The 21,338-nt window shown below is 39.9% G+C and carries 19 protein-coding genes; 6 read left to right on the top strand and 13 right to left on the bottom strand.

Translation table 11 applies throughout. The annotated features are described in order from the left end of the window. Positions 1–55: 55 nt before the first annotated feature. Positions 56–1,396: a sodium-dependent transporter gene (locus ACYX4O_RS16115; RefSeq protein ID WP_476352199.1), complete on the top strand. Its 1,341-nt coding sequence runs from the start codon at positions 56–58 to the stop codon at positions 1,394–1,396. A 208-nt stretch (positions 1,397–1,604) separates the two neighbouring features. Beyond that, on the top strand, positions 1,605–2,915 hold the full coding sequence (glnA, locus tag ACYX4O_RS16120) for a type I glutamate--ammonia ligase (protein ID WP_476352201.1): 1,311 nt from the start codon (positions 1,605–1,607) through the stop codon (positions 2,913–2,915). Positions 2,916–3,117: 202 nt separating this feature from the next. Here the strand turns inward: glnA and ACYX4O_RS16125 are convergent, their stop codons facing one another. The 4 genes from ACYX4O_RS16125 to ACYX4O_RS16140 form a co-directional block, all read right to left on the bottom strand. Then, complete coding sequence (locus ACYX4O_RS16125) at positions 3,118–3,744, bottom strand: FMN-dependent NADH-azoreductase (protein WP_476352203.1); 627 nt, start codon at positions 3,742–3,744, stop codon at positions 3,118–3,120. 279 nt (positions 3,745–4,023) lie between these two features. After that, on the bottom strand, positions 4,024–4,167 hold the full coding sequence (locus tag ACYX4O_RS16130) for a hypothetical protein (protein ID WP_476352205.1): 144 nt from the start codon (positions 4,165–4,167) through the stop codon (positions 4,024–4,026). Positions 4,168–4,322: 155 nt separating this feature from the next. Next, on the bottom strand, positions 4,323–5,117 hold the full coding sequence (locus ACYX4O_RS16135; protein ID WP_476352207.1) for a S8 family peptidase: 795 nt from the start codon (positions 5,115–5,117) through the stop codon (positions 4,323–4,325). A 387-nt stretch (positions 5,118–5,504) separates the two neighbouring features. After that, on the bottom strand, positions 5,505–6,935 hold the full coding sequence (locus tag ACYX4O_RS16140) for a poly-gamma-glutamate hydrolase family protein (RefSeq protein ID WP_476352209.1): 1,431 nt from the start codon (positions 6,933–6,935) through the stop codon (positions 5,505–5,507). Between the two features lie 248 nt (positions 6,936–7,183). Between ACYX4O_RS16140 and nadE the strand changes: the two genes are divergently transcribed. From nadE to ACYX4O_RS16155, 3 genes are read left to right on the top strand one after another with little or no spacing between them, the layout of a single operon-like run. Then, positions 7,184–7,933: an NAD(+) synthase gene (gene nadE, locus ACYX4O_RS16145; protein WP_476352211.1), complete on the top strand. Its 750-nt coding sequence runs from the start codon at positions 7,184–7,186 to the stop codon at positions 7,931–7,933. 4 nt (positions 7,934–7,937) lie between these two features. After that, positions 7,938–8,498: a cysteine hydrolase family protein gene (locus ACYX4O_RS16150; RefSeq protein WP_476352213.1), complete on the top strand. Its 561-nt coding sequence runs from the start codon at positions 7,938–7,940 to the stop codon at positions 8,496–8,498. Between the two features lie 55 nt (positions 8,499–8,553). Further along, positions 8,554–9,990 (top strand): NAD(P)H-binding protein, encoded by a 1,437-nt coding sequence (locus tag ACYX4O_RS16155; protein WP_476352214.1) that lies wholly within the window; start codon positions 8,554–8,556, stop codon positions 9,988–9,990. A 651-nt stretch (positions 9,991–10,641) separates the two neighbouring features. Here ACYX4O_RS16155 and ACYX4O_RS16160 read toward each other — a convergent pair. The 9 genes from ACYX4O_RS16160 to ACYX4O_RS16200 form a co-directional block, all read right to left on the bottom strand. Further along, positions 10,642–10,788: a hypothetical protein gene (locus tag ACYX4O_RS16160; protein WP_476352216.1), complete on the bottom strand. Its 147-nt coding sequence runs from the start codon at positions 10,786–10,788 to the stop codon at positions 10,642–10,644. After that, positions 10,788–12,233 (bottom strand): carbon starvation CstA family protein, encoded by a 1,446-nt coding sequence (locus ACYX4O_RS16165; RefSeq protein WP_476352218.1) that lies wholly within the window; start codon positions 12,231–12,233, stop codon positions 10,788–10,790. The genes ACYX4O_RS16160 and ACYX4O_RS16165 overlap by 1 nt, the downstream gene beginning before the upstream one ends. Before the next feature lie 232 nt (positions 12,234–12,465). Beyond that, positions 12,466–13,197: a LytR/AlgR family response regulator transcription factor gene (locus ACYX4O_RS16170; RefSeq protein WP_476352220.1), complete on the bottom strand. Its 732-nt coding sequence runs from the start codon at positions 13,195–13,197 to the stop codon at positions 12,466–12,468. Then, a complete protein-coding gene (locus tag ACYX4O_RS16175; RefSeq protein ID WP_476352222.1) occupies positions 13,194–14,933 on the bottom strand; it encodes a LytS/YhcK type 5TM receptor domain-containing protein in 1,740 nt (579 codons plus the stop codon). The genes ACYX4O_RS16170 and ACYX4O_RS16175 overlap by 4 nt, the downstream gene beginning before the upstream one ends. A 111-nt stretch (positions 14,934–15,044) precedes the next feature. Continuing rightward, positions 15,045–16,757: a thiol reductant ABC exporter subunit CydC gene (gene cydC / locus ACYX4O_RS16180; protein WP_476352224.1), complete on the bottom strand. Its 1,713-nt coding sequence runs from the start codon at positions 16,755–16,757 to the stop codon at positions 15,045–15,047. Beyond that, positions 16,754–18,487, bottom strand: coding sequence for a thiol reductant ABC exporter subunit CydD (cydD, locus tag ACYX4O_RS16185; protein WP_476352226.1), 1,734 nt, complete (start codon positions 18,485–18,487; stop codon positions 16,754–16,756). The genes cydC and cydD overlap by 4 nt, the downstream gene beginning before the upstream one ends. A gap of 272 nt (positions 18,488–18,759) precedes the next feature. Further along, positions 18,760–18,969, bottom strand: a complete 210-nt coding sequence (locus ACYX4O_RS16190) for a helix-turn-helix transcriptional regulator (RefSeq protein ID WP_476352229.1) — start codon at positions 18,967–18,969, stop codon at positions 18,760–18,762. Positions 18,970–19,135: 166 nt separating this feature from the next. After that, positions 19,136–20,044, bottom strand: coding sequence for a ketopantoate reductase family protein (locus tag ACYX4O_RS16195; protein ID WP_476352231.1), 909 nt, complete (start codon positions 20,042–20,044; stop codon positions 19,136–19,138). Between the two features lie 18 nt (positions 20,045–20,062). After that, positions 20,063–21,055 (bottom strand): zinc-binding dehydrogenase, encoded by a 993-nt coding sequence (locus ACYX4O_RS16200; protein ID WP_476352233.1) that lies wholly within the window; start codon positions 21,053–21,055, stop codon positions 20,063–20,065. 130 nt (positions 21,056–21,185) lie between these two features. Here ACYX4O_RS16200 and ACYX4O_RS16205 point away from each other — a divergent pair, with 130 nt between their 5' ends. Continuing rightward, positions 21,186–21,323: a hypothetical protein gene (locus ACYX4O_RS16205; protein ID WP_476352235.1), complete on the top strand. Its 138-nt coding sequence runs from the start codon at positions 21,186–21,188 to the stop codon at positions 21,321–21,323. The last annotated feature ends 15 nt before the right edge of the window (positions 21,324–21,338 follow it).

Genomic DNA, 21,338 nt, shown 5'->3' on the forward strand with positions numbered 1-21,338 from the left:
TTGTAGGGGCGACTTTTTTGTTTTATAAAATTATACGTTTGAGAGGAAGATGAGAATGAGTCAGCAAGAACAATGGTCTTCAAAGATTGGATTTATTTTAGCAGCAGCCGGGTCCGCAATAGGACTTGGAGCTATATGGAAATTCCCCTATATTGCAGGACAAAACGGCGGAGGGGCTTTTTTCATCACTTTTATCGCTTTTACGATTTTATTAGGATTACCATTATTGTTGGCGGAGTTTTCCATAGGACGTACAGCGCAAAATAACGCCGTTGACTCTTATCGCACCATCGCGAAAGGTACAAAGTGGCACTACGTTGGGATATTAGGGATGGTCACTTCTTTTATTCTATTATCTTTTTATAGCGTCGTTGGCGGATGGATTGTTATTTATCTATTGAAGACTATAACCGGAGGTATGTCAGGACTTTCTTCACCTCAATATGGAGAAGTGTTTGGTCAAACGATATCGAATCCTCTACTTAGCATTAGCGTCCAGCTCTTATTTATTTTAATTACAATACTTGTTGTTTCAAGAGGAGTTCAAAAGGGAATTGAGAAAGCTAGTCGTATCATGATGCCTGCTCTATTCGTATTATTCTTAATATTAGTGGCAAGATCTTTAACTTTAGAAGGTGCAGGAGAAGGAATTGCTTTCCTCCTTCAACCAGATTTCTCAAAAGTAACATCCCAAACGGTATTAGAAGCAATGGGACAATCATTCTTCACATTAAGCGTAGGGGTTTCTGTAATGGTTACTTACAGCTCCTATCTTCCTAAAAATCAAAGTCTACCTAAGGCAGCTTCATCAATAGTAGGAATTAATATATTAATCGTTTTATTAGCAGGTTTGGCCATTTTCCCTGCCGTCTTTTCTTTCGGACTTGAACCAGGCTCTGGCCCTGTACTTCTATTTAACGTTCTCCCTACAGTGTTCAGTCAAATGCCTTTAGGAATGGGCTTTTTTACAGCCTTTTTACTTTTATTCTTATTTGCCGCTTTAACCTCTGCCTTTTCCATGCTAGAGATTATTGTGTCTGTTCTATCAAAAGGGAATGAAAGATTACGTCAGAAATATGCGTGGATCATAGGTCTATCCATCTTTATTGTGGGTATCCCTTCCGCATTATCATTCGGCGTTCTCGGAGATGTAACACTATGGGACAAAACCATTTTCGATCTGGCCGATTATGCAGTCAGCAATATATTAATGCCTACAGGAGCATTGTTAATCTCTATCTTTGTCCCCTTAAAAATGAAGAAATCTGACCTTTATGAAGAATTAAAGAGAGGGAGCACCCTAAAAAGAGCGATCTTTAATGTATGGTATTCCTTAATACGTTATGTAGCTCCTATCCTGATCATCGCCGTTATGATTGATGTTATAACTGGATAATTTCTGAATAGTATAAAAGATCTATTTTTTTACTATTCAGAGCGACTACAACAGGCTTCAGTTAATATGAACTAATGAAAATACATCATGTGAGCTTTCCTAACATTTAACTTTGTGTTAGAATTCCTTACATGATAAATAAAAGGTTATGCATTCCTAACTATGAATGCTAGTAATCTACTACAAACTATTAAGGCGAGGGTATTAAATGACTTTTACTAAAGAATCCATTAAGCAAGAAGTTCACGACAAAGGCGTAGAATTTATTCGACTTGAATTCACAGACATGCTTGGAGACACAAAAAACGTTGAGCTCCCTATTGAAGAGCTTGAAAGTGTTCTAGAAAACGAAGCTATGTTCGACAGTTCTTCTATTTCTGGTTTCTCTGATATTCAAGAAAGTGATATGTATCTATATCCAGACTTAAGCACGTTTAAAGTATTACCTTCAACAGTAGATGAAGATCCTGTTGCACGATTCATTTGCGACATTTATACAACCGACGGAACTCCTTTCGAAGGTGATCCACGTTATATCCTAAAACGAGCAATGAAAGAAGCTGCTGAAATGGGCTATACCGTAAACGTAGGTCCAGAACCAGAGTTCTTCTTGTTCAAACTGAATGACGAAGGGTACCCTATTAAGAAGATGAATGACCGTGGTGGTTATTTCGATGCTTCTCCAATTGATAAAGGAGACAAAGTGCGCCGTGATATCGTCCGCACACTTAAGAAATTTGGCTTTGAGATGGAAGCTTCTCACCACGAAGTAGCTATGGGACAGCACGAAATCAACTTCCGTTTCGATGATATGCTAAAAGCTGCAGATAACATTCAGACATTCAAAAGCGTTGTAAAAGACGTAGCCACAAACCATGACTATCACGCTACGTTCATGCCTAAGCCAATTGCTGGAGAAAACGGTTCTGGTATGCACTGTCACCTTTCTCTATTCAAAGATGGCGAGAGCGTATTCTGTGATGAAAAAGATGAAGACGGTATTTCAGTAACAATGAAGCATTTCATGGGTGGTATCCTAAAACACGCTACTGGTATTGCTGCTATTACAAACCCAAATGTCAACTCTTACAAACGTTTAGTTCCTGGTTACGAAGCACCTGTAAGCATTGCTTGGTCTCACTCCAACCGTAGTTGTATGATTCGCGTACCTTCAACTCGCGGTAAAGGAACTCGCTTTGAAGTTCGTAACCCAGACCCAACAGCAAACCCATACCTTGCTCTAGCGGTAACGATTCAAGCAGGCCTTGAAGGAATCCGCAATAAAATTGATCCAGGTGCGGCTGAAACGCGTAACCTTTATGAAGTACAAGACGACAGCGTACCAACCCTTCCTACAAACCTAAAAGAAGCACTAACAGCGCTTCGCAAAGACAAAGTTCTGATGAACGCATTAGGTGACCACACTTCAAGCATTTACCTTGAAGAAAAAGAAGAAGAGTGGACAGAATATTCCCTACAAGTAAGTCAGTGGGAAACAGACAAATATATGAACAAGTAAGTTTCAAAAGCGCAAGTGCCCGGTTAGCAACGTATAGGCTGGACTGAACCGGAGTAGAGATCAAGGAAACACGATGAGCCCCTGCGAATCGATGTTGACTGATCGACCGGAGGTGAGGGAAGCCTACTAGTTGCTTAGCACTGCAGCTAGACGCTTATACAAAAAGGAGACGATCTTGAGATCGTCTCCTTTTTATGTTTAATTAGAACGTTTGCGCTGCATCTTTTGCTCTAGCAATTGCATTTGCTTTAATTTCTTCTGCTTTTTCAGGCATAGCTGCATGTCCTTCTACAAATAATCCTTCAAAGGATGGTACACCAAACAATTGCATAATCGCATTTAAGTAGCGATGCCCCATTTCCAATCCAGCTGCAGGACCTTCAGAATAAACCCCACCGTTCGCTTGAATATGGAAAGCTTTCTTATCTGTAAGAAGGCCAACAGGACCTTGTTCTGTATATTTAAACGATTTCCCAGCTACCGCTACAGAATCAATATATGCTTTCATTACAGGTGGGAAAGAGAAGTTCCACATTGGGTTTACGAAAACATATTTATCAGCATTAACAAATTGATCGCTAAGTTCGCCTAGGCGATCTACTTTCGCTTGCTCAGCGTCACTCAATTGATCTCCTGATTGCAATTTCCCCCAGCCACTGAAGATATCTGCATCTATTTGAGGAATATCTTCTTTGTATAGATCAACATGAACGACCTCATCATTCGGGTTAGCCTCTTTGTATGCTTCAATAAATTCTTTACCTACACCCATACTGAAAGAAGCTGTTTCATCATGCGGATGAGCGGTTACGTATAATACTTTAGCCAATTCTAATCTCACCTTTCAGATTTTTTGTAGACATAGTTTATACCATATCTACTTTCCTAGTATTTATTTCGAAACTGAGTATCTTCAATTCGAGATTAATTATAATATTTTTTTCTTTTTTCCGCAAGGCATCTGCATCAATTTGTTATCTTCACCCTTCCTTTAATTATTAATATTTTGAGATAAATCACACTACTTACTCAGTAACCGATGTAATACATTTAAAACATAAAAAAGAAAGACGAAAATCAAATTGATTTCCGTCTACTTCCCTTTTCATTATTCTGATTCATCCATGTAATGTGTATATGGGTTTGCCGAAATTTGTTTTCTCATTTCATCCGTTAGTTCAACCTTATCGTGTTCGACTAATTCACCACTTACGGGTGCACTTCCGTCATAATGCATTGGTTTGCCTTCCATAAAAGCCCTCCCTTTGTATTAGAACTAGTATATGTACAATAATATGGACTAATCAAAGCCAATTCATGTGCCCTATGATTATTTCAGTATATAAAATACATATACACTCCCTAACATTTACACCATTACTATTAAATGTCATCAAGACTATACTATTATTGTGTAGCCAGAAAGCGATCAAGTTCTAACACTCGATATCCACCCTTTTCATAGAACGAAGTAAGCTGCAACAGGAAACGTGCGTCATCATTCGTCATGTGGGGCTGAACCTCTTTGAAATAAGCAAGCATACCTGATACTGAGCCCGCCGCAAAACTCGTCCCGGTCTTTCTAACTACTTCACCACCAAGACTAGCCCCTTCGATCAACACTCCCGGAGCCAAAAACTCGATATCACCATTCCTGTTTCCATTCTCATAGAGATGATCGCTGTAGGTGTTATACCCACCGACTGCAATGACCTCACCTAAGCTAGCAGGGAAGCTAATGCGATCGGTTCTTCCATCATTTCCACTAGCTCCAACGAAAACGACTCCTTTACGTTCCCCAAAGCGAATAACCCAAGCTGTAAAAGGGTTCGCTACTTCAGACATACTCAAATTTACAATATCCGCCCCTTTTACTACGCTATAAAAAATACCTATAAACGATGTACCAATACCCGAACCATCTTCACCCAACGTTTTCACTGGTAATAACGTTGCATGAGGTGCTACTGAATGAATAACACTGGCAATATGTGTTCCATGACCATGATCATCCATAGCATCTCCATCCCAGTTAAAGAAGTCATATCCCTTTTCGACATACCCTTCAAGCAAAGGATGGGTTGGATCAATACCAGTATCAACTATAGCTACAATTGTTTCTTCTGTATCAAACTCAGCTAGTTCTATATAAATAAAAAACCCTGTTATAAGAAAAACATAAAACAAAAAAACCTGTTTCATGCATATCCCTCCATATTTATATATATGAAGAAATCGTTACGTTGATATGTTTAATTTTACAAAATATTTAGAATTTTTACCATACCTTAATGTTTTAATTTTCCATCCCTCTTGCACGGATAAATTGAGCTTAAGAGATTTTTATATGGATAGGGCCGATACGTTTGTTGAGGGCGTGGGATTTCAGGGGAACGGCTGACTCTAGTGTGTAAAAACGGCCCTGCAGCCAACGTCGAACGCCCCCTGACCAGTGGGGACGGGGAAGAAAAGGAAATGATTTCTCGAACCACTATACCGTCCTATTCTTGAATGATTTTTTTAAATATATTGCGTCACTCAACTTAAAACCCAAAAAAATGAGCACCCTTAGGGAACTCATTTTTAATGTTATTGACTATTTTTCCAAGCCGTATAGTTATGGATGGCAATGCCCTTAAAGCCTGGTTCAGCTTCTTCCATAAAGTATGTTCTTACTTTAGCAATTTCTCCTTCTGTGTAGTTTGGAGCTTTCCCATCGAAAGATACATAGTCAATCTTATACGGATTCAGTTCTACCCCTACTTCAACTTTTGGAGATTTGGCATGCAATACTTCACTTTGCGCTAACGAGGTTATACTGTTTGATCCAAGTGCTGTATTACGATACGACATGATCGACACATAGTCTTGCATATCAATCATTTCCTTATAAAAATCTGCATCATACTCATTTACCGAACGGTTATCAGTCCAAAATGGCATTGCGCTTCCGACGATGAAACCGTAATCCTTCGCATATTTTACGTACGATTCCGCCGATTGCTTCCATTCCTTTACAGCTTGTTGTCTATGATTCTCCCACATCGGAAGAGAGTAAGGTTCTACGTCAAAGTGGATCCCAATAAATTGTTGGTGCTGCTCCACCTTTTGATTATACGCATGGACTAGGTCAATTCGTTTAAGAGCATCACTTGCATGTGCTTCTTGCCCCCACAAAGGACTTCCTATTAGAGCGTGGACTTTAATTCCATGCTTAGCGGCATTTTCAATAAAATACTGATATGTCGTTACATCTACCTTTGGATAAAAACGCATATAAAGTTGATCTACCCCCTGATTTGTCAAGAATTCGATGGTCTCATCTGGTTTTTCTACAAAGGGGGCAGACTTCCACATCCACACGCTTTTCTGAGTAGTGTATTCGTTTATAGCGTCTTGTATGGCTGCAACATACTGAAAATAAGCCTCAGATTTAGACGCTTCATTTTTTATTGTAGAGCTTGTGTAGTCTCCACCTTCTAAGAAGGCTGACCACTGCGCATCTGTAATGAGAAGGTTTAGTCCAGGTGAGGATGTCTGAATTACCGCAGAATCTTCAGAGGCTGCTAATCCATCATTTACGGTAAATCCTAGTCGAGTTAGATGCTTTTTCACTAAGTGCTTTAGTTCTTCATCAAGACCTGACAAAGTAGTCATTGGAATCGTTCCTGAACTGCCTTGGATAGAAATTCGTGCTGAAGGAGTTTGATCGAGTTCAAAAATGTTAGATGTGCCAGCTTGAATGAACAAATCTGATCGCGCATCCAACTCTCGATTCATGGAGTAATAATTATGTGTGGAACCCGCTATATCTTCTACTAGTAAAGACGTAGCCTGAAAATATTCTTCTCCTGGCAAGTCAATGTTAACTCGTGTATTGGAGTTTGTTTGATTTAAAAGCAATTCCCAGCAACTTACTTCACAATAAGTGGCCTTCTTAGTTCCTTCTCCAGTCACAACTTTACTCGGTAAGAGTACAAAGGCAATAATAAGAGCAAACGCTATTTTCATTGATTTCATGACCTATTCTCCTATATATTTATGTGATTTTATACCTATTCCTCTATTAATATCGTACATAGTTTAGAAAGATTAAGCTTTTTTTACTATTTGATAAGATAAAAATACTAGTTATTTCGACACCATTCACTTCTATAGACACAGACCTTATGTCATGGTTCATTATAGTCCGCTTGACGTTTACTCTTTGCCAAAAGAAGGAACCTACCTTTATATAAAGACCAGAGAGAAAGGATGAGGATTCTGTGATGGAGAAAAAAGTAGAATACTTAACAAACTGGATTAAAGAGAAAGTTGAGGAAGCTGGTGCTAATGGTGCTCTTGTTGGAATAAGTGGAGGGATTGATTCTGCCGTTGTATCTTCCTTAATAAAGCGCGCTTTCCCTGAACAATCATTAGGCGTCATACTACCTATTGATCAAGAAGTAGAAGATCAAAAAGATGCGGTAACTCTTGTAGAGCAAATTGGGTTAAATTATATAGGGATCAATTTAACTAACCCCTATCAAACCACTCATTCAACTATAAGAGAAAAACTAAAGGAAAAAGGCGATTGGCAAGAAGAACGGTCTCAGTTAGGAGGAGCTAATTTACAGGCACGATTACGTATGAGTACTCTTTATGCCGTAGCTAATCATTATGGATATTTAGTGGTGGGAACTGATAATGCAGCAGAAGATTTCACTGGCTATTTCACAAAGTATGGAGATGGCGGGGTCGACCTTGTCCCTCTAATTAATCTGCGCAAAGAAGAAGTAAAAGAACTAGCTGAGTATTTAGAAGTGCCTGATTCCATCATTCACAAGAAACCTAGCGCCGAATTATGGGAAGGACAATCTGATGAAGACGAACTTGGAGTTTCTTACGACTCTATTGATGCCTATCTTCGCGGAGAATCTATATCTCAAAAAGATGAAGAACGAATTCAACAACTTCATAAGAAAACCCAGCATAAGAGGCAAGTGCCCGCTGGTCCTGAACCATATAAAGGAGAGTAATCATATGAAGCAACACCAAACAGCCTTAATTTTTATAGATATGGTAAACAAAATGGACTTTGAAGGTGGAGAAGATTTATTAGAAAACACCCTTAATATCGTAGAACCTCTTAAGAATTTGAAAAATCAAGCTAAAGAACAAGGCCTGCCTGTTATTTATGTAAATGATAACTTCGGGTTATGGCAAGAAAATGTCTCCGATCTAATTGAAGAATGCAAGGAAGGAAGAGGAGAATCAGTCATCGAGCATATCTTACCAGAAGATGATGATTATTTTATTATTAAGCCTAAACATTCTGGTTTCTTCGGTACTCAACTAAGTATCTTACTCAACAAACTAGGGGTAAGTAACCTGATCTTAACAGGCATTGCTGGGGATATATGTGTTCTCTTTACAGCTAATGATGCCTACATGAGAGAATATAATATTTGGATACCTGAAGACTGTGTAGCTTCAGAGCAGTTAGAAGATAACCAAAATGCGTTAAGGATTATGGAACGCTCATTATCAGCCAATACGACAAAATCGAACCAAGTTAACATCAAAGAAGCATTTCTAACATAATTTATTCCATACTAAGAGATAGATGTCTAGCTTTTAAAAGAGTAGGAGGAGTACTATGAGCGAAACCAAAAGACGTCCCGTCGTAGCTCTAACCGGGGCAAGTGGGTATATTGGTCAAAATCTATTAAAAAAGCTGACTGAATATGCCGATGTCATTGCTCTTTCAAGGAATGGAGATCAAAAAGAAGATACAGAACACATTACTTGGCGTTCTTGTGATCTCTATTCAATGGCTGATGCTGAAAAAGGATTAGAAGGAGCAGATTTCGCGGTCTATCTTGTTCATTCTATGCTACCCTCAGCTAAACTCACACAAGGATCGTTCGAAGATATGGATGTTATTCTAGCTGATAATTTCGCTCAAGCTGCCAAGAAACAAGGGGTACACCAAATTGTTTATTTAAGCGGTATTATACCCGAGTCAGAGAAATTATCGAGGCATTTAAGAAGTCGTTTAGAAGTAGAAGAGATTTTAAGAGCTTATGGGGTGCCTGTCACAACCATTCGAGCCGGATTAATTGTAGGGCCTAAAGGCTCATCCTTCCCTATTCTTAAGAAACTAGTTAAACGGCTTCCCTTTATGGCTCTACCAAAATGGACAAGAACGAAGACTCACCCGATCGCACTAAAAGAAGTCTTACATGCTTTAAATAAAAGTATCGGAAATGACCGGCTATCAAATAAAGCAATCGATGTTGGCGGGCCCGAAATTATGACCTATCAGGATATGATGATTCAAACAGCAGAATCGTTAGGGAAAAATCCTCGTATTCTTCCTGTTCCATTTATGACGGTCAACTTATCTAGGCTATGGGTCAGCCTTACGACAGGGACACCAAAAGAAATGGTCTATCCACTAGTTGAAAGTCTAGTCCACCCTATGACCGCCAAGCCTGAAAATATGGATTCTGAAGTCAGCTATGGTCAAATGAGCTTCAAAGACGCTGTCGAAACTGCAATTGAGGATGAGAAAAAAGAAGAAGAAAATCAAAAGCAATCCAAAAACACTCAAGCAATAAAGATGCCCACTGTTCAACATGATGTTCGATCCGTTCAGCGAATTTTATTACCTGAAGGTAAAAACGCTGACTGGGCCGCTCAATATTATGTTCACTGGCTATCTACTATCCTAGATCCTTTCGTCCATACAGAGACAGATGATGAAGACAATACTCAAATATGCCTTCGGTTAAGTCGAACACCTTTATTAGAACTCAGTTATTCACACGAGAGAAGCACATCGGACCGAGCACTTTTCTATATTACGGGTGGATCTTTCCAAAATACTAAACGAAATGTAAGAGGGCGTCTCGAGTTTCGAAAGATTCCAGGAAAGCAAGAATGTATCGTAGCCATCCACGATTATATGCCATCGCTACCTTGGTTTGTTTATAAATATACGCAAGCTAAAGCGCACCTAATCGTCATGTACTGGTTCCGTAAACATATCGAGAAAATGATTGAGCAATCACGCGTACCCCATTCCGTTTAACGGAAAGTTTTGTTAATGTTTATAGTTTTTTTATTTGTTTCATATAAGTATCCTTATATGGGAGACTCGAGGCTTAGACACTTTTGTGTAGATAGGCCGTTACGTTTGGTGAGTGCTTGGGGTGTCTGGGGAACGACTCACTTTCCGCGGGCGAGCTGTCGAGCCTCCTCGGGAAACCCACCCTGCGGGGTCTCGTCGACCTCTTTCTCCCGCAGGAGTCTCCCCGTTCCCCAGACACCCCCTGCTATAGTTTTACGAACGGCCCCACATCTTAAGTGTGATCAGAGTTGCGAGGTATCTCCCCATAAAGCATGTTTCCGTTACACCATATATGGAAGAGGTGGTTCGGGAAATTGCGAGACTCCTGCGGCAGTAGAAGCCTAGGGGAGACCCCGGAGGGAGCGAATGCGACTGAGGAGGCTCCCCAGCTCGCCGCGGAAAGCGAGTGATTTCCCGACCCACCTCCTGCTCTAATAACGCAAACGGAAACACTCTCTCAGCTTCGAGTCTTCAACAATCCTGCCCTATTCTTACAACTGCCAACTATAACAAAACCTAATAAAAAAGCCCCTTACCTTAATAAAGGTAAGGGGCTTTTTATATGAAGGAGGAATGTAAATACTGAATAGATTCAGTAGTATTACCATTAATTTAAACGAATGCAATCCATATGACACAGGTGGAAACGACAGTAGCGATAACTTTCCCCCATAAAGGGATTTGTTCATTCCCCGTTTCATTCACTTTTTCTTCTTGCTTCTCGACTTCTTTATTAAAGTTCGGACTACAACACCCCATTATGCTGTCGTCTTCCACTCTTCTTCAAGTGGAATATTTTTATTGAGTCCCCGACGAGCTGCGGTAAAGAAGGTGACTACTATACCAACCGTTATGATGGCAGCGAGAATATAAGATAGGTTGAGCGATAATCCAAAACCAATCTGAGCATTTAGAATATAAGTGAATGTTGCCATAGTCATAAATGTTGCAGGCACTGCCGCAATCCAGTAATTTTTACGAGATAAAAACAAGTACATTGCTCCTATCCATAATGCAATGACCGCTGTAGACTGATTCGCCCAGGAGAAGTATCTCCAAAGTAGTTCAAAATCAATACGAGTTAGTACAAAGGAAATGACAAATAACGGAACGGCGATCCATATTCTGCTTACTATTTTCTTCTGAGAAACATTGATGTAATCTGCAATAATCATACGAGCACTACGGAACGCTGTGTCGCCAGAAGTGATTGGAAGAACAATAACACCTAGTACAGCTAACGTACCACCAACTGCTCCAAGCATCATAACAGACACTTCACTTACCACAGCAGCAGGTCCCCCGCCGTTTGCAAGAATTTCGTTCAGGCCTTCTGAACCATTAAATAGGCTCATAGCGGCAGCTGCCCAAATCATAGCAATAATTCCTTCTGCAATCATCATTCCGTAGAAGATGCGACGACCTTGTTTCTCTTGCTGTGTCGTACGAGAAATAATTGGTGTCTGAGTTGCGTGGAATCCAGATAAAGCACCACATGAAATCGTTAGGAATAACAGCGGAAAAATGGGCGCATCGTCTGGATGCATATTCGTTAGTTCAATTTCAGGAACAGGTGCTCCTGTGAATACAAGGGAGAGTCCTACTCCGACAGCACTAATCACTAAGAATGCACCAAAGATTGGATAGAAACGTCCGATAATCTTATCAATCGGAAGCATCGTAGCAAGTAGATAATAAGCAAATATCGCTAACAGAATAACAGGGAGCGATAGCCAACTGCTCGTCATGTTATGAATTAAATCAGCCGGGGCCGTAACAAATACGGTACCTACAAGAATAAGAAGTAAAATCGTAAAGGCATTAACCACATGTTTCATAACTTTCCCAAGGAACTTCCCTGCAAGTTCAGGTAAGTGAGCACCCCGGTTACGAATAGAAATCATGCCTGTTAAATAATCGTGTACAGCACCTGCAAAAATAGCACCAAATACAATCCACAAGAAAGCAACAGGTCCATAAAGAGCCCCTAAAATCGGCCCAAAGATGGGGCCAACTCCTGCGATGTTTAGTAATTGTATTAATGAGTTTCTTTTTTCGCCCATCGGCAAGTAATCCACACCGTCTTCATTTGTATAAGCTGGTGTCTGACGATCAGTATTCACTCCAAAGACTTTTTCTACATATTTTCCGTACGTCAAGTAACCGACTATTAATAGAACAATACTAACTAGAAATGTAATCATAAAACGATTCCTCCCTCACTTTTATGTAATCGCTTACAAAAAGTATATCAAGTAACCGTTTACATTTGAGGGTGTTATGTTTAACATGTCAGGATTTTGGATTAAGATGTTGTAAAGGAAACCTAAGATGTATTCTCACTCTCGATTACATCACACTGAAGAAAGACCGTTAAATAAAATTAGACCCCTTGTTCCAAGGAGAGCTCATATACTTTCTTTACCACCCCTACTATTACAGTTCTAAGTGCTTCCTTAACTCTTTTACGTAGTTCCGACTGACTGATAACTGCTCTTCTCTACCTTTTAGTTCTAGTTGGAAAGCTCCATTAAACCACGGAACAAGTCGCTCAACGTATTGTAAATTCACTAGATAACTCTTATGTATGCGGAAGAAGGAAAAAGGCTCTAACCGTTTCTCCACCTCTTTTAAAGACCATTTCGTTTCATAAGTCCTCATTTGGTCTACTATTTTCGTTACACGTCCATCACGAAAAACATACATAATATCCGCTGGATTTAAGTAAGTGATTTCTTCTTCCTCTTCAACTGCAAGTTTAGAAGGAACAGAGCTCTTCTCTACCATTGGTTCATTTCTTAGACGTCGTTCTAAACGCGTTACTGTCTCATTGATTTGCTCTTCTTCAAATGGCTTCAATATATAATCGACCGCTTCATGACGAAAAGCTTCTACTGCGAAATCCGGGTAAGCGGTAGCAAATACAATCTCTGGCACTTTTTTCAGTTCATGTACTGATTTTGCCACCTCAAGACCATCCATTTTTGGCATTTCAATATCCAAGAACAATACATCCGGTTGCAGTCGCAATGTTTTCATAACAGCTGCTTCCCCTGATTCTGCTTCTCCAATCACTTCTAAAATCTCATATTCCTTTAGCAAATATACAAGTTCCTCACGACTAAAGCGCTCATCATCTACAACGAGTACTGTTATACGTTTCCTCATAAATGTTCCTCCTTTCTTGGGATCATGAAGGAAATAGTTGTCCCTTCTCCCCACGTACTCTCAATATGTAACCGAGCACCATCCCCATACATGTAAACGAGCCGCTCATTTACATTAAACAATCCAAGCCCAGTTCCTTTATCCGATTCTACTTGGGTCATACCTAGGTGTCTTACCTTTTCTGGATCAATTCCTTGCCCATTATCTGATACGGATATAAGCACGCCTTCTGTATGATTGTGAACCGTTACATGAATTTCAGCCTGCGCTTCCTGATTTTTTACTCCGTGTTTAATACAATTCTCTACTAAAGGTTGTAATGATAAAGGAGCAATATGAGCATCGAGTGCTTCTTCATCCACATCGTAGTTCGCATGGAGCTGATCCACAAATCGGGTTTCTTCTATTAATAAATAAGCCTTAACATGCTGAAGTTCCTCTTCTAAGGTAATCCACTTACGTGTGGTAGCGCTTAAGTTTTGCCTGAAGTATTTGGATAACGCTATTAATACAGATCGGGCTCTTTTAGGTTCAGTTCGTATAAGCGAGACGATCACATTTAAAGAATTAAACAGAAAATGAGGATTGACCTGCGCTTGTAAAGCTTTCACTTCTGCCTCCCGGGCTAATTCTTGTGCTTTCTCCGCTTCTGCAATCTCAAGCTGTTGTCCTAACAGGGCGCTAAGTCCTTGAATAAGTTCGAGCATAACATTTGAAATTTCCTTTTCAGATCGAACGTAAAACTTTAACGTTCCCACCACATCATTCTTCCTTTTTAAAGGGGCAATAACGGCAGCGCCTAGAGGGCAATCGGGCTCTGAACAGTGTATATCTTCATGTTTGACAATTTTTCGCTCCCCGGTTTGGATCACATCTCTAGTAGCCGAAGTTTGAATGGCTTCTCCCGTCTTATGGTGATCATCTGCTAGACCCACATGCGCTAGAATAACCTCTTGATTTGTCATGGAGATAGCGCTTACGCCCACTTCCTTATAAATAATTTCACAAGCTCTTTTAGCCGATGATTCATTCAATCCTTTTCTCATGTAAGCAATGGTTGATTCAGCCAGTTTTAATGCTTTTTGAGCTTGAAGGGCTCCTACTTTTTCTTCCTCATTTAGAACATTGCGAATAATTAATAGAAATAGAGCTGAGCCCACTCCATTAGCTACGATCATAGGTAAACCAATTTCTTGCACTAACTCAAATGCCTGTATAAATGGCTTTGACACCCCAAGAATAATCATCATTTGCACGGTTTCAGCCAGAGCTCCTACAAACAAGGCAGTCTTTAGACGTAAAGGCTTATTCTTTTTATAAAAGGCACCAGCTAAACAACCCGCAACCACAGCTGAGATCCCACAAGCAAGCCCTGTGAATCCACCTAATGAGAATCTATGAAGCCCTGCAATAAGTCCGGCTCCGATTCCAATTTGATAACCTCCGAATAATCCGGCTGCTACGATTCCAATAACCCTTGAATTAGCAATCGCTTCATCTCCACTAACTTGATAAGCAAAGGAACCGTACTCAAAAGATAACGTATCATATGTAATGCCTGTATAGGTTCCGATTATTCCAAATACGCCGAAAAACGCAATCGCTACGTATCGTTGCTTTGAGGTAAGAGTTTTCTTATCTACTAACTCTCTAAAGAAGCGAAACCTTGTGATGACAAAAGCGACGGTTACAATAATGCCCAATCGCTCTAACATCGGTAGGAATAATTCAAGCACGCTCCCCACCCCTCTCTTGTAAAGATAAACCTATTGTAGCATGCATAGCTCTAAAATATAAAAGCAGCTTTTAGGTCCTTTAGGGGAAACTAAAAAGCTGCTTTAAAAAACTTACACAAGTACCTCTTTTTCGATTTGTTTCATTCGATAAAAATACCCTTCATGTTTCATTAGTTCTTGATAAGACCCTGATTCTACAATTTCCCCTTGATCAAAAACAATGATTTGGTCCATGTGTTCAAGACCGACAAGTCTGTGGCTAATGAGAAGAAGAGTATCATCCTGCGCTTGGCGAAAAACGTGCTCTAGAACCGCTTGTTCGGTTACAGCATCAAGTGAAGAAGTTGGCTCATCGAGCAACCACAGCCGCTCATTCTTCAATAAAGCTCTAGCAATGGCTAACCGCTGTTTCTCACCTCCAGATAAGTTGTCACCCTTTTCTAAGATCGTCTGATCCAAATCAAAGTGTTGCATGTGTACGTACTCAAGTACTCCGAGAAGTTCTTCATCTGTAGCTTCTTCTTTAGCTATTAGAAGATTATCTCGCAACGAACCATAGAAGTAGTGATTTTCTTGTTGGACAACATTTGTACGAGACCAAATATCTTCCTGGCTATAGGCATCTTGAGAAATCTCATCATACAGTACCATTCCATTTGTAGGGTTATGAAATTTTAAAAGCAACTGAAACAATGTGGATTTCCCAGAACCACTAGCTCCTACAATTGCAGTCTTCGATCCAGCCGGTATATGAAGATCTATATCCTGAAGAGAACTCCTCTTCTCATCCGGAAAAGCAAACGATACACTTTTCATAGCCAATGAAAATGGCTTGTTCGTAGGCAGACTTTTCGTAGGTTTATCTATTTCTGGTTTATCCTGAACAACCTCATGAAGTCGTTTGGCTGCTCGACGACTATCTTCAAAGTGAGCAGGTACTAAAGCCATCGGTACAGCATTCTCGAATACCGTTAACGAAATCATAATCAGCATAGCTAAGAACACACCGTCTAATTCATTGTTTGAAACAAGATAGGCCCCAAATGCAATCACAAGCCAAGATACAAGGAGTGTAACCATACTATTTATCGATTGATGGTAAGTAGCCATTTTTCCTTCTTTCTCTTGCTCATCAATATAACGAGCTGATGCTTGCTCTAATTCCTTTTTCTTGGTTCCTAGTTGTTGATATAACTTCAAATCCATAAAACCATATAAAAACTCTGTGACTTCACTAGATAAAGCCCCACGTTCTTCTCGCAGGCGTGTTTCGATTTTTCTTTGCTTAAAAGCAAACCACGCCGGTAATAAAAATCCCGTTACTAAGAGACCGACTAACAACAAGATCGCAACGGTAACCGAATAAAATACAGTAAAGAATATCGTAGCAAGAAAGATAAACCCAAGAACGATAGGAGGATAATAAACTCTCAGAAAGAAGTTTTGCAACCGGTCAATATCCCCGACGATCCTTGATAACAGGTCTCCGGATTTGTACTTTTGAAAAATGGCTGGTGCCAATGGCTCTAACTTTTCATAGAAGTGAACACGCAATTGGCTGAGCATCGTAAATGTAGCTCGGTGTGAATATAAACGTTCTAGATAACGCCCAAAAGCACGCGCAAACCCCATAATTTTTAAAAAAGCAATCATAAGAGATAGGGTATAGATAGGAGGTAATAAGGCTGCTTTTGAGATAAGGTAGCCACTCGAAGCAAACAGCGCAACTGCTGTAATACCAGCTAAAAACCCAAATAAAACAGATAAATAGATGTCTCTTTTCTCAACCATCATATCCTTCATTACCGCTCTAAGTTCATTCATGTTGCCATACCTCCCTGCTGCGTCTTCACCATCGCACGATAAAAGGGATTACTCTCTTCAAGCTCTAGGTGGGTTCCCTTTTGAACAATCGCCCCATTATCCATATATAGTATCTGATCTGCATGTTTAATTGTATGGAGTCGATGGGCAACAGTAATAATCGTTGCATTTTGGCTGAGCTCTTGAATAGAGGACTGCAAAATCCGTTCTGTCTGCAAATCTAGCCCAGTGGTCGGTTCATCAAACAAGATGATAGAAGGTTTTTTCAAGAAAGCGCGTGCTATGGCCACACGCTGTTTCTCTCCTCCTGAAAGACCACGTCCTCCTTCTCCAACAAGTGTATCGTACCCATGTTCTAAAGACTCCACGAGTGGCGCAATTCCTGCTTTTATAGCAGCCTGCTCAACAGCTTCCCTCGAAACCTCTCCTTTTGTGCCCACTGCTATATTTTCAGCAATCGTTCCTGAAAAAAGAAACGGGTTCTGAGATATATAACTGACTTTGTCAAACCACTGATCCTCTTTAATATCAGAACGCTTCACACCATCTACCGAGACAGATCCTTCAGATAGAGGGAGAAGACCCGCTAGCACATGAAGAAGTGTCGTCTTCCCTGAACCGCTCTTCCCCACTATAGCTGTTTGACTGTATGGGGGGATATCTGCTCGAATATCCCTCAACTCAAATCCTTCGGCATCATACGCAAAATGAACATCATGCAATCGTATATATGGGGGAATTCCCTTTTGTTCTAAAGCACCATCTCCCCACTCTACTTCTCGATCTTCTGTATTTAGTGCCTCGCCAATTTTCTGCGCCGCCCCCATACTGCCACGTCCTGTATGAAAAGCCTGCCCAAGATTTTTTAGAAACAAATAGAATTCAGGGGCTAATATAAGTACAAAAAAGGCCGCAGAAAACGTGATTGATTGAAATAAAACGAGTCTTAAACCAATTTCTAATGCAATTAAACCGATACTGAGCATAGAAATAAGCTCTAGCATAAGAGAAGATACAAATGCAATTTTTAAAACTTCCATGGTTGAATCTCTAAAGTCTAAGCTGCTTCTCTCAATTAATTCTTTTTGCTTACGAGATTGACCGAACAGCTTCAGAGTGGATAATCCTTGAAGGGTATCAAGAAAGCGACCAGAAAAAACAGCCATTTTATCTAATTGTTCTTCAGACTTTTTCTTTGTCATAATACCAATAATGATATAGAAAAGGGGTATAAATGGTGCGGTTATCATCATGATAAGTCCTGAATAGATATGCTCCATAGAAACCACCACAAGAATCATTAGGGGTACAATGGATGTCTGAATAACTTGTGGAATGTATTGGCTGAAATAGCCATCAATTTCATCAACAGCGTCTAGTACAGTGCTTACTTTCTGCCCAGATTGCCCCTGTATAGAAGTTTGAAGTGGGTTTTTAGAGAATTTATATACAAGTTGTGATCGGAAATATTCTTTTACTCGGGATGCCATCTTAACCCCGGCTCGCCCATTCCAATAGGTTAATGCCGAACGAGCAACTAAAACGAACAATAACCCGAAAAGGTCAGGGATAATATCTTCAAAACTTGCACCTTTAAGAAAAATTTGATCAACAATGGACACAAAGAATAATGCTTGAGCAATAACCGTTATCCCTAACAGAAGAGAAGAAACAATAAGCAATAACCTGGTAGCTTTTTGTTTCTTAGCCTGTTGTTTTAATACATTCATAGTGATCCCGTCTCCTTGCATCTTTCTTTCAGTTCTTTATGTGAATAATTTCACATTCCCTCTTTGTATTATAAAAGAAATATCCTTACTATGCATGAATTTTGCCTATATTTATTGTAAAAATAGGAGTATTACACCATTAGTGTTTATTAAGCATACCCGAACTATTCACCAAATAAAAAAAGCCCTTTCGTTAAGAAAGACACTTTAACAGGATAAAGGGTGCCAGACACCCTTTAGTCCTTTATCGCTATAAAAAATATAAGCTAGAGTTATTGAATATTTTCATCATCCTCAAAGATAAAGAGGTCCTCGATCGTGCAGCCGAATACTTGTGCTAATTTATGAGCTAGTACAAGTGAGGGCTTATACTTTCCTTTCTCGAGTGATATTATGGTTTGCCTGGACACTTGGAGCTTTATGGAGAGGTGTTCTTGAGTAATCATGTTAGCTTTTCGTTTTTCCTTAATCAAATTCTTCATTCCATCACCTTTTGCGGTTATCGTACTTTACGTAAAGTGTACGTGAAACCGCTCCCCTACGTCAAGCTCACTTTACCTTCTTACATGCTACGCTTCCCGTGCAACTATAAAGGGTATTAAAAAATGGGCATTCTAATAAATGCCCATTTTTAAGGATCTTTGCTATTTATGAACTATAAATCATTAAATTGCCATGGACGGCTGATAATAAAGGGGAATCTATGGAATGCAATTTCGCTGCTTCTAACAAATAACCATAGAAATGTTCTGCCTCGACCGGTTGCCCCTTTTCCATATCCCTTTGCATCGATGATTTCATACGATAATCCATCTGGTGCATCTTATCTAAAATTGATGTTTCAACTTGATCTTTGATAGGTGCATTAAGTTTCCTCATAATGGCAGAAATATTATATAAAACGTCATGCATCACTTTTAACCCTTCTTCACTCTCGCGAATAGGTCCGATCGGGGAGCGAAACAGGGATGTTACACCCGACATCGTGGAAATAAACAAGTATTTATGCCACATTTCCTGTTCAATAGTAGAAGACAATCTAAAGTTCGCTTTCGTGCCACTAAAAACCTTCTCTAATTTCTCAATCCGTTCTGTTCTTTCTCCACTTCGCTCTCCAAAAACTAGGGTCTGAATGGGACTGGTTTGAACCACTTTTCCGCTTGCATCTAATGTCGATTCAATAAAACATAACCCTCCGAGAACATTGGTAGGGCCAAAGGCTTGGTCAAGCTTTTCCATATGTGCCATACCATTCAATAATGGTAAGATCATCGTGTGTTTTGAAGCAAAAGGCAACACATCTTCCATTACTGCTTCTAAATGATACGCTTTTGTAGATAATAGAATCACATCAAACGGCTCTGCCTCTTCCTCTTTGGTAATGATTGAAGGATGGAGATCCACGTTACCATGGACACTGTCGATCTGCAATCCACTTCCAAGTATCTGCTCTTTCCTTCCCTCACGCACTAGAAAAGTAACATCTTCCCCCTTCTCAAGTAGCCTTCCTCCGAAATAACCCCCTACTGCTCCTGCTCCTACAACTAATATCCTCATACAATCCCCCTTGCTCTTTTAGCCTATTGAAAAACCAATCTTACCAAAGTTCTTTGAGTCTCTTATATACGCAAACGCCTCTTGATAATCAGATAGTGCAAACATTTTATCTACTTCTGGCGCTAAATTATGATTCGTCATAAAGGTTAGCATGTCTTGAAATTCCTCACGACTCCCCATTGTTGAACCAAGTAAATTATATTGCCCATAAAAGAATTTACGAATATCAATCTCGACTTTATCTTCTGTTGTCGCACCAAATGTGACAACCGTACCGCCTCTTTTCACAACACCAAGAGACTTCTCAAACGTCGCTTGTCCGATACTCTCGACTACCACATCCACCTGTTCATCAGCCAGTTCTTCTTCCCAATCAGAAAGAGTTGGAATCGCAAGGTCAGCTCCTAACTCTTTAGCAGTTTCAAGCTTTTCTTCGCTCCGTGATGTTACGATTACCTTAGCGCCAATTGCTTTAGCAAACTTTAAAGCAAACGTTAAAACACCACTCCCAATACCAGGAAGAAGAACGGTGTCCCCTTCTTTTACTTTCGCTCTTGTAAATAGAACCCGGTATGCTGTAAGTGCAGCCAGCGGAAGAACACCTGCTTGTTCCCACGACAAATGTTCAGGTTTTTTTTCAATATTCTCTTCTGAAACTACAATATATTCTGCAAATGTACCATCATCAGGCAGCCCTAAAATTTCAAACCCTTGTGGGGGCGCTTCACTATTATGCTTCCAACCTAACCCTGGATTAATGACTACCTCATCGCCAATGCTCCAACCTGTTACACCTTCACCAAGCTCATCAACTACACCAGCCCCGTCTGAACCTAATATTAAAGGAGGCTGTTCGATTTTGTGACGACTTGTTACCGCAAGGTCTCGGCGATTCAAGCCTGCTGTTTTAAGTCGCACCTTCACCTTCCCTTTATCTACCTCCGGCGCGTCGCACTCTTCATAATGTAATCCGTCTAATCCTTCTATTTCTTTATGTATAATCGCTTTCATTAACTATCCACTCCTTTTCAAATATGCCTAACTCTCTTTATCATAACAATTTTTCTGAAATCTAGAAAAACATTTCCCTTCATACTTTTTGTAAAACAACAAAATCTATCCTTATACTGGAGGTGACACTATGAATAAGAATAAGGAAACGAAGAAACCTGCACGCAAAGAGCAGCCCGCCTCTCTTCATGAACAATTTGTCAATAAAGCAGAAAAAAACAATCGCAAAACCTTTGATCGTGAAGGATTTTTAGGGAAAGGGTATTAACCAAACTAAGAACTC

Source organism: Pontibacillus sp. ABV4_188 (genome assembly GCF_056311905.1).

Coding starts and splice junctions, on each gene's coding strand:
- ACYX4O_RS16170 (WP_476352220.1), bottom strand. CDS start 13,197: ATGAGGAAACGTATAACAGTACTCGTTGTAGATGATGAGCGCTTTAGT.
- ACYX4O_RS16155 (WP_476352214.1), top strand. CDS start 8,554: ATGAGCGAAACCAAAAGACGTCCCGTCGTAGCTCTAACCGGGGCAAGT.
- ACYX4O_RS16115 (WP_476352199.1), top strand. CDS start 56: ATGAGTCAGCAAGAACAATGGTCTTCAAAGATTGGATTTATTTTAGCA.
- ACYX4O_RS16130 (WP_476352205.1), bottom strand. CDS start 4,167: ATGGAAGGCAAACCAATGCATTATGACGGAAGTGCACCCGTAAGTGGT.
- nadE (WP_476352211.1), top strand. CDS start 7,184: ATGGAGAAAAAAGTAGAATACTTAACAAACTGGATTAAAGAGAAAGTT.
- ACYX4O_RS16195 (WP_476352231.1), bottom strand. CDS start 20,044: ATGAGGATATTAGTTGTAGGAGCAGGAGCAGTAGGGGGTTATTTCGGA.
- ACYX4O_RS16140 (WP_476352209.1), bottom strand. CDS start 6,935: ATGAAATCAATGAAAATAGCGTTTGCTCTTATTATTGCCTTTGTACTC.
- ACYX4O_RS16160 (WP_476352216.1), bottom strand. CDS start 10,788: ATGGGGTGTTGTAGTCCGAACTTTAATAAAGAAGTCGAGAAGCAAGAA.
- cydC (WP_476352224.1), bottom strand. CDS start 16,757: ATGAATGAACTTAGAGCGGTAATGAAGGATATGATGGTTGAGAAAAGA.
- ACYX4O_RS16205 (WP_476352235.1), top strand. CDS start 21,186: ATGAATAAGAATAAGGAAACGAAGAAACCTGCACGCAAAGAGCAGCCC.
- ACYX4O_RS16165 (WP_476352218.1), bottom strand. CDS start 12,233: ATGATTACATTTCTAGTTAGTATTGTTCTATTAATAGTCGGTTACTTG.
- glnA (WP_476352201.1), top strand. CDS start 1,605: ATGACTTTTACTAAAGAATCCATTAAGCAAGAAGTTCACGACAAAGGC.
- ACYX4O_RS16150 (WP_476352213.1), top strand. CDS start 7,938: ATGAAGCAACACCAAACAGCCTTAATTTTTATAGATATGGTAAACAAA.
- ACYX4O_RS16135 (WP_476352207.1), bottom strand. CDS start 5,117: ATGAAACAGGTTTTTTTGTTTTATGTTTTTCTTATAACAGGGTTTTTT.
- ACYX4O_RS16190 (WP_476352229.1), bottom strand. CDS start 18,969: ATGAAGAATTTGATTAAGGAAAAACGAAAAGCTAACATGATTACTCAA.
- cydD (WP_476352226.1), bottom strand. CDS start 18,487: ATGAATGTATTAAAACAACAGGCTAAGAAACAAAAAGCTACCAGGTTA.
- ACYX4O_RS16200 (WP_476352233.1), bottom strand. CDS start 21,055: ATGAAAGCGATTATACATAAAGAAATAGAAGGATTAGACGGATTACAT.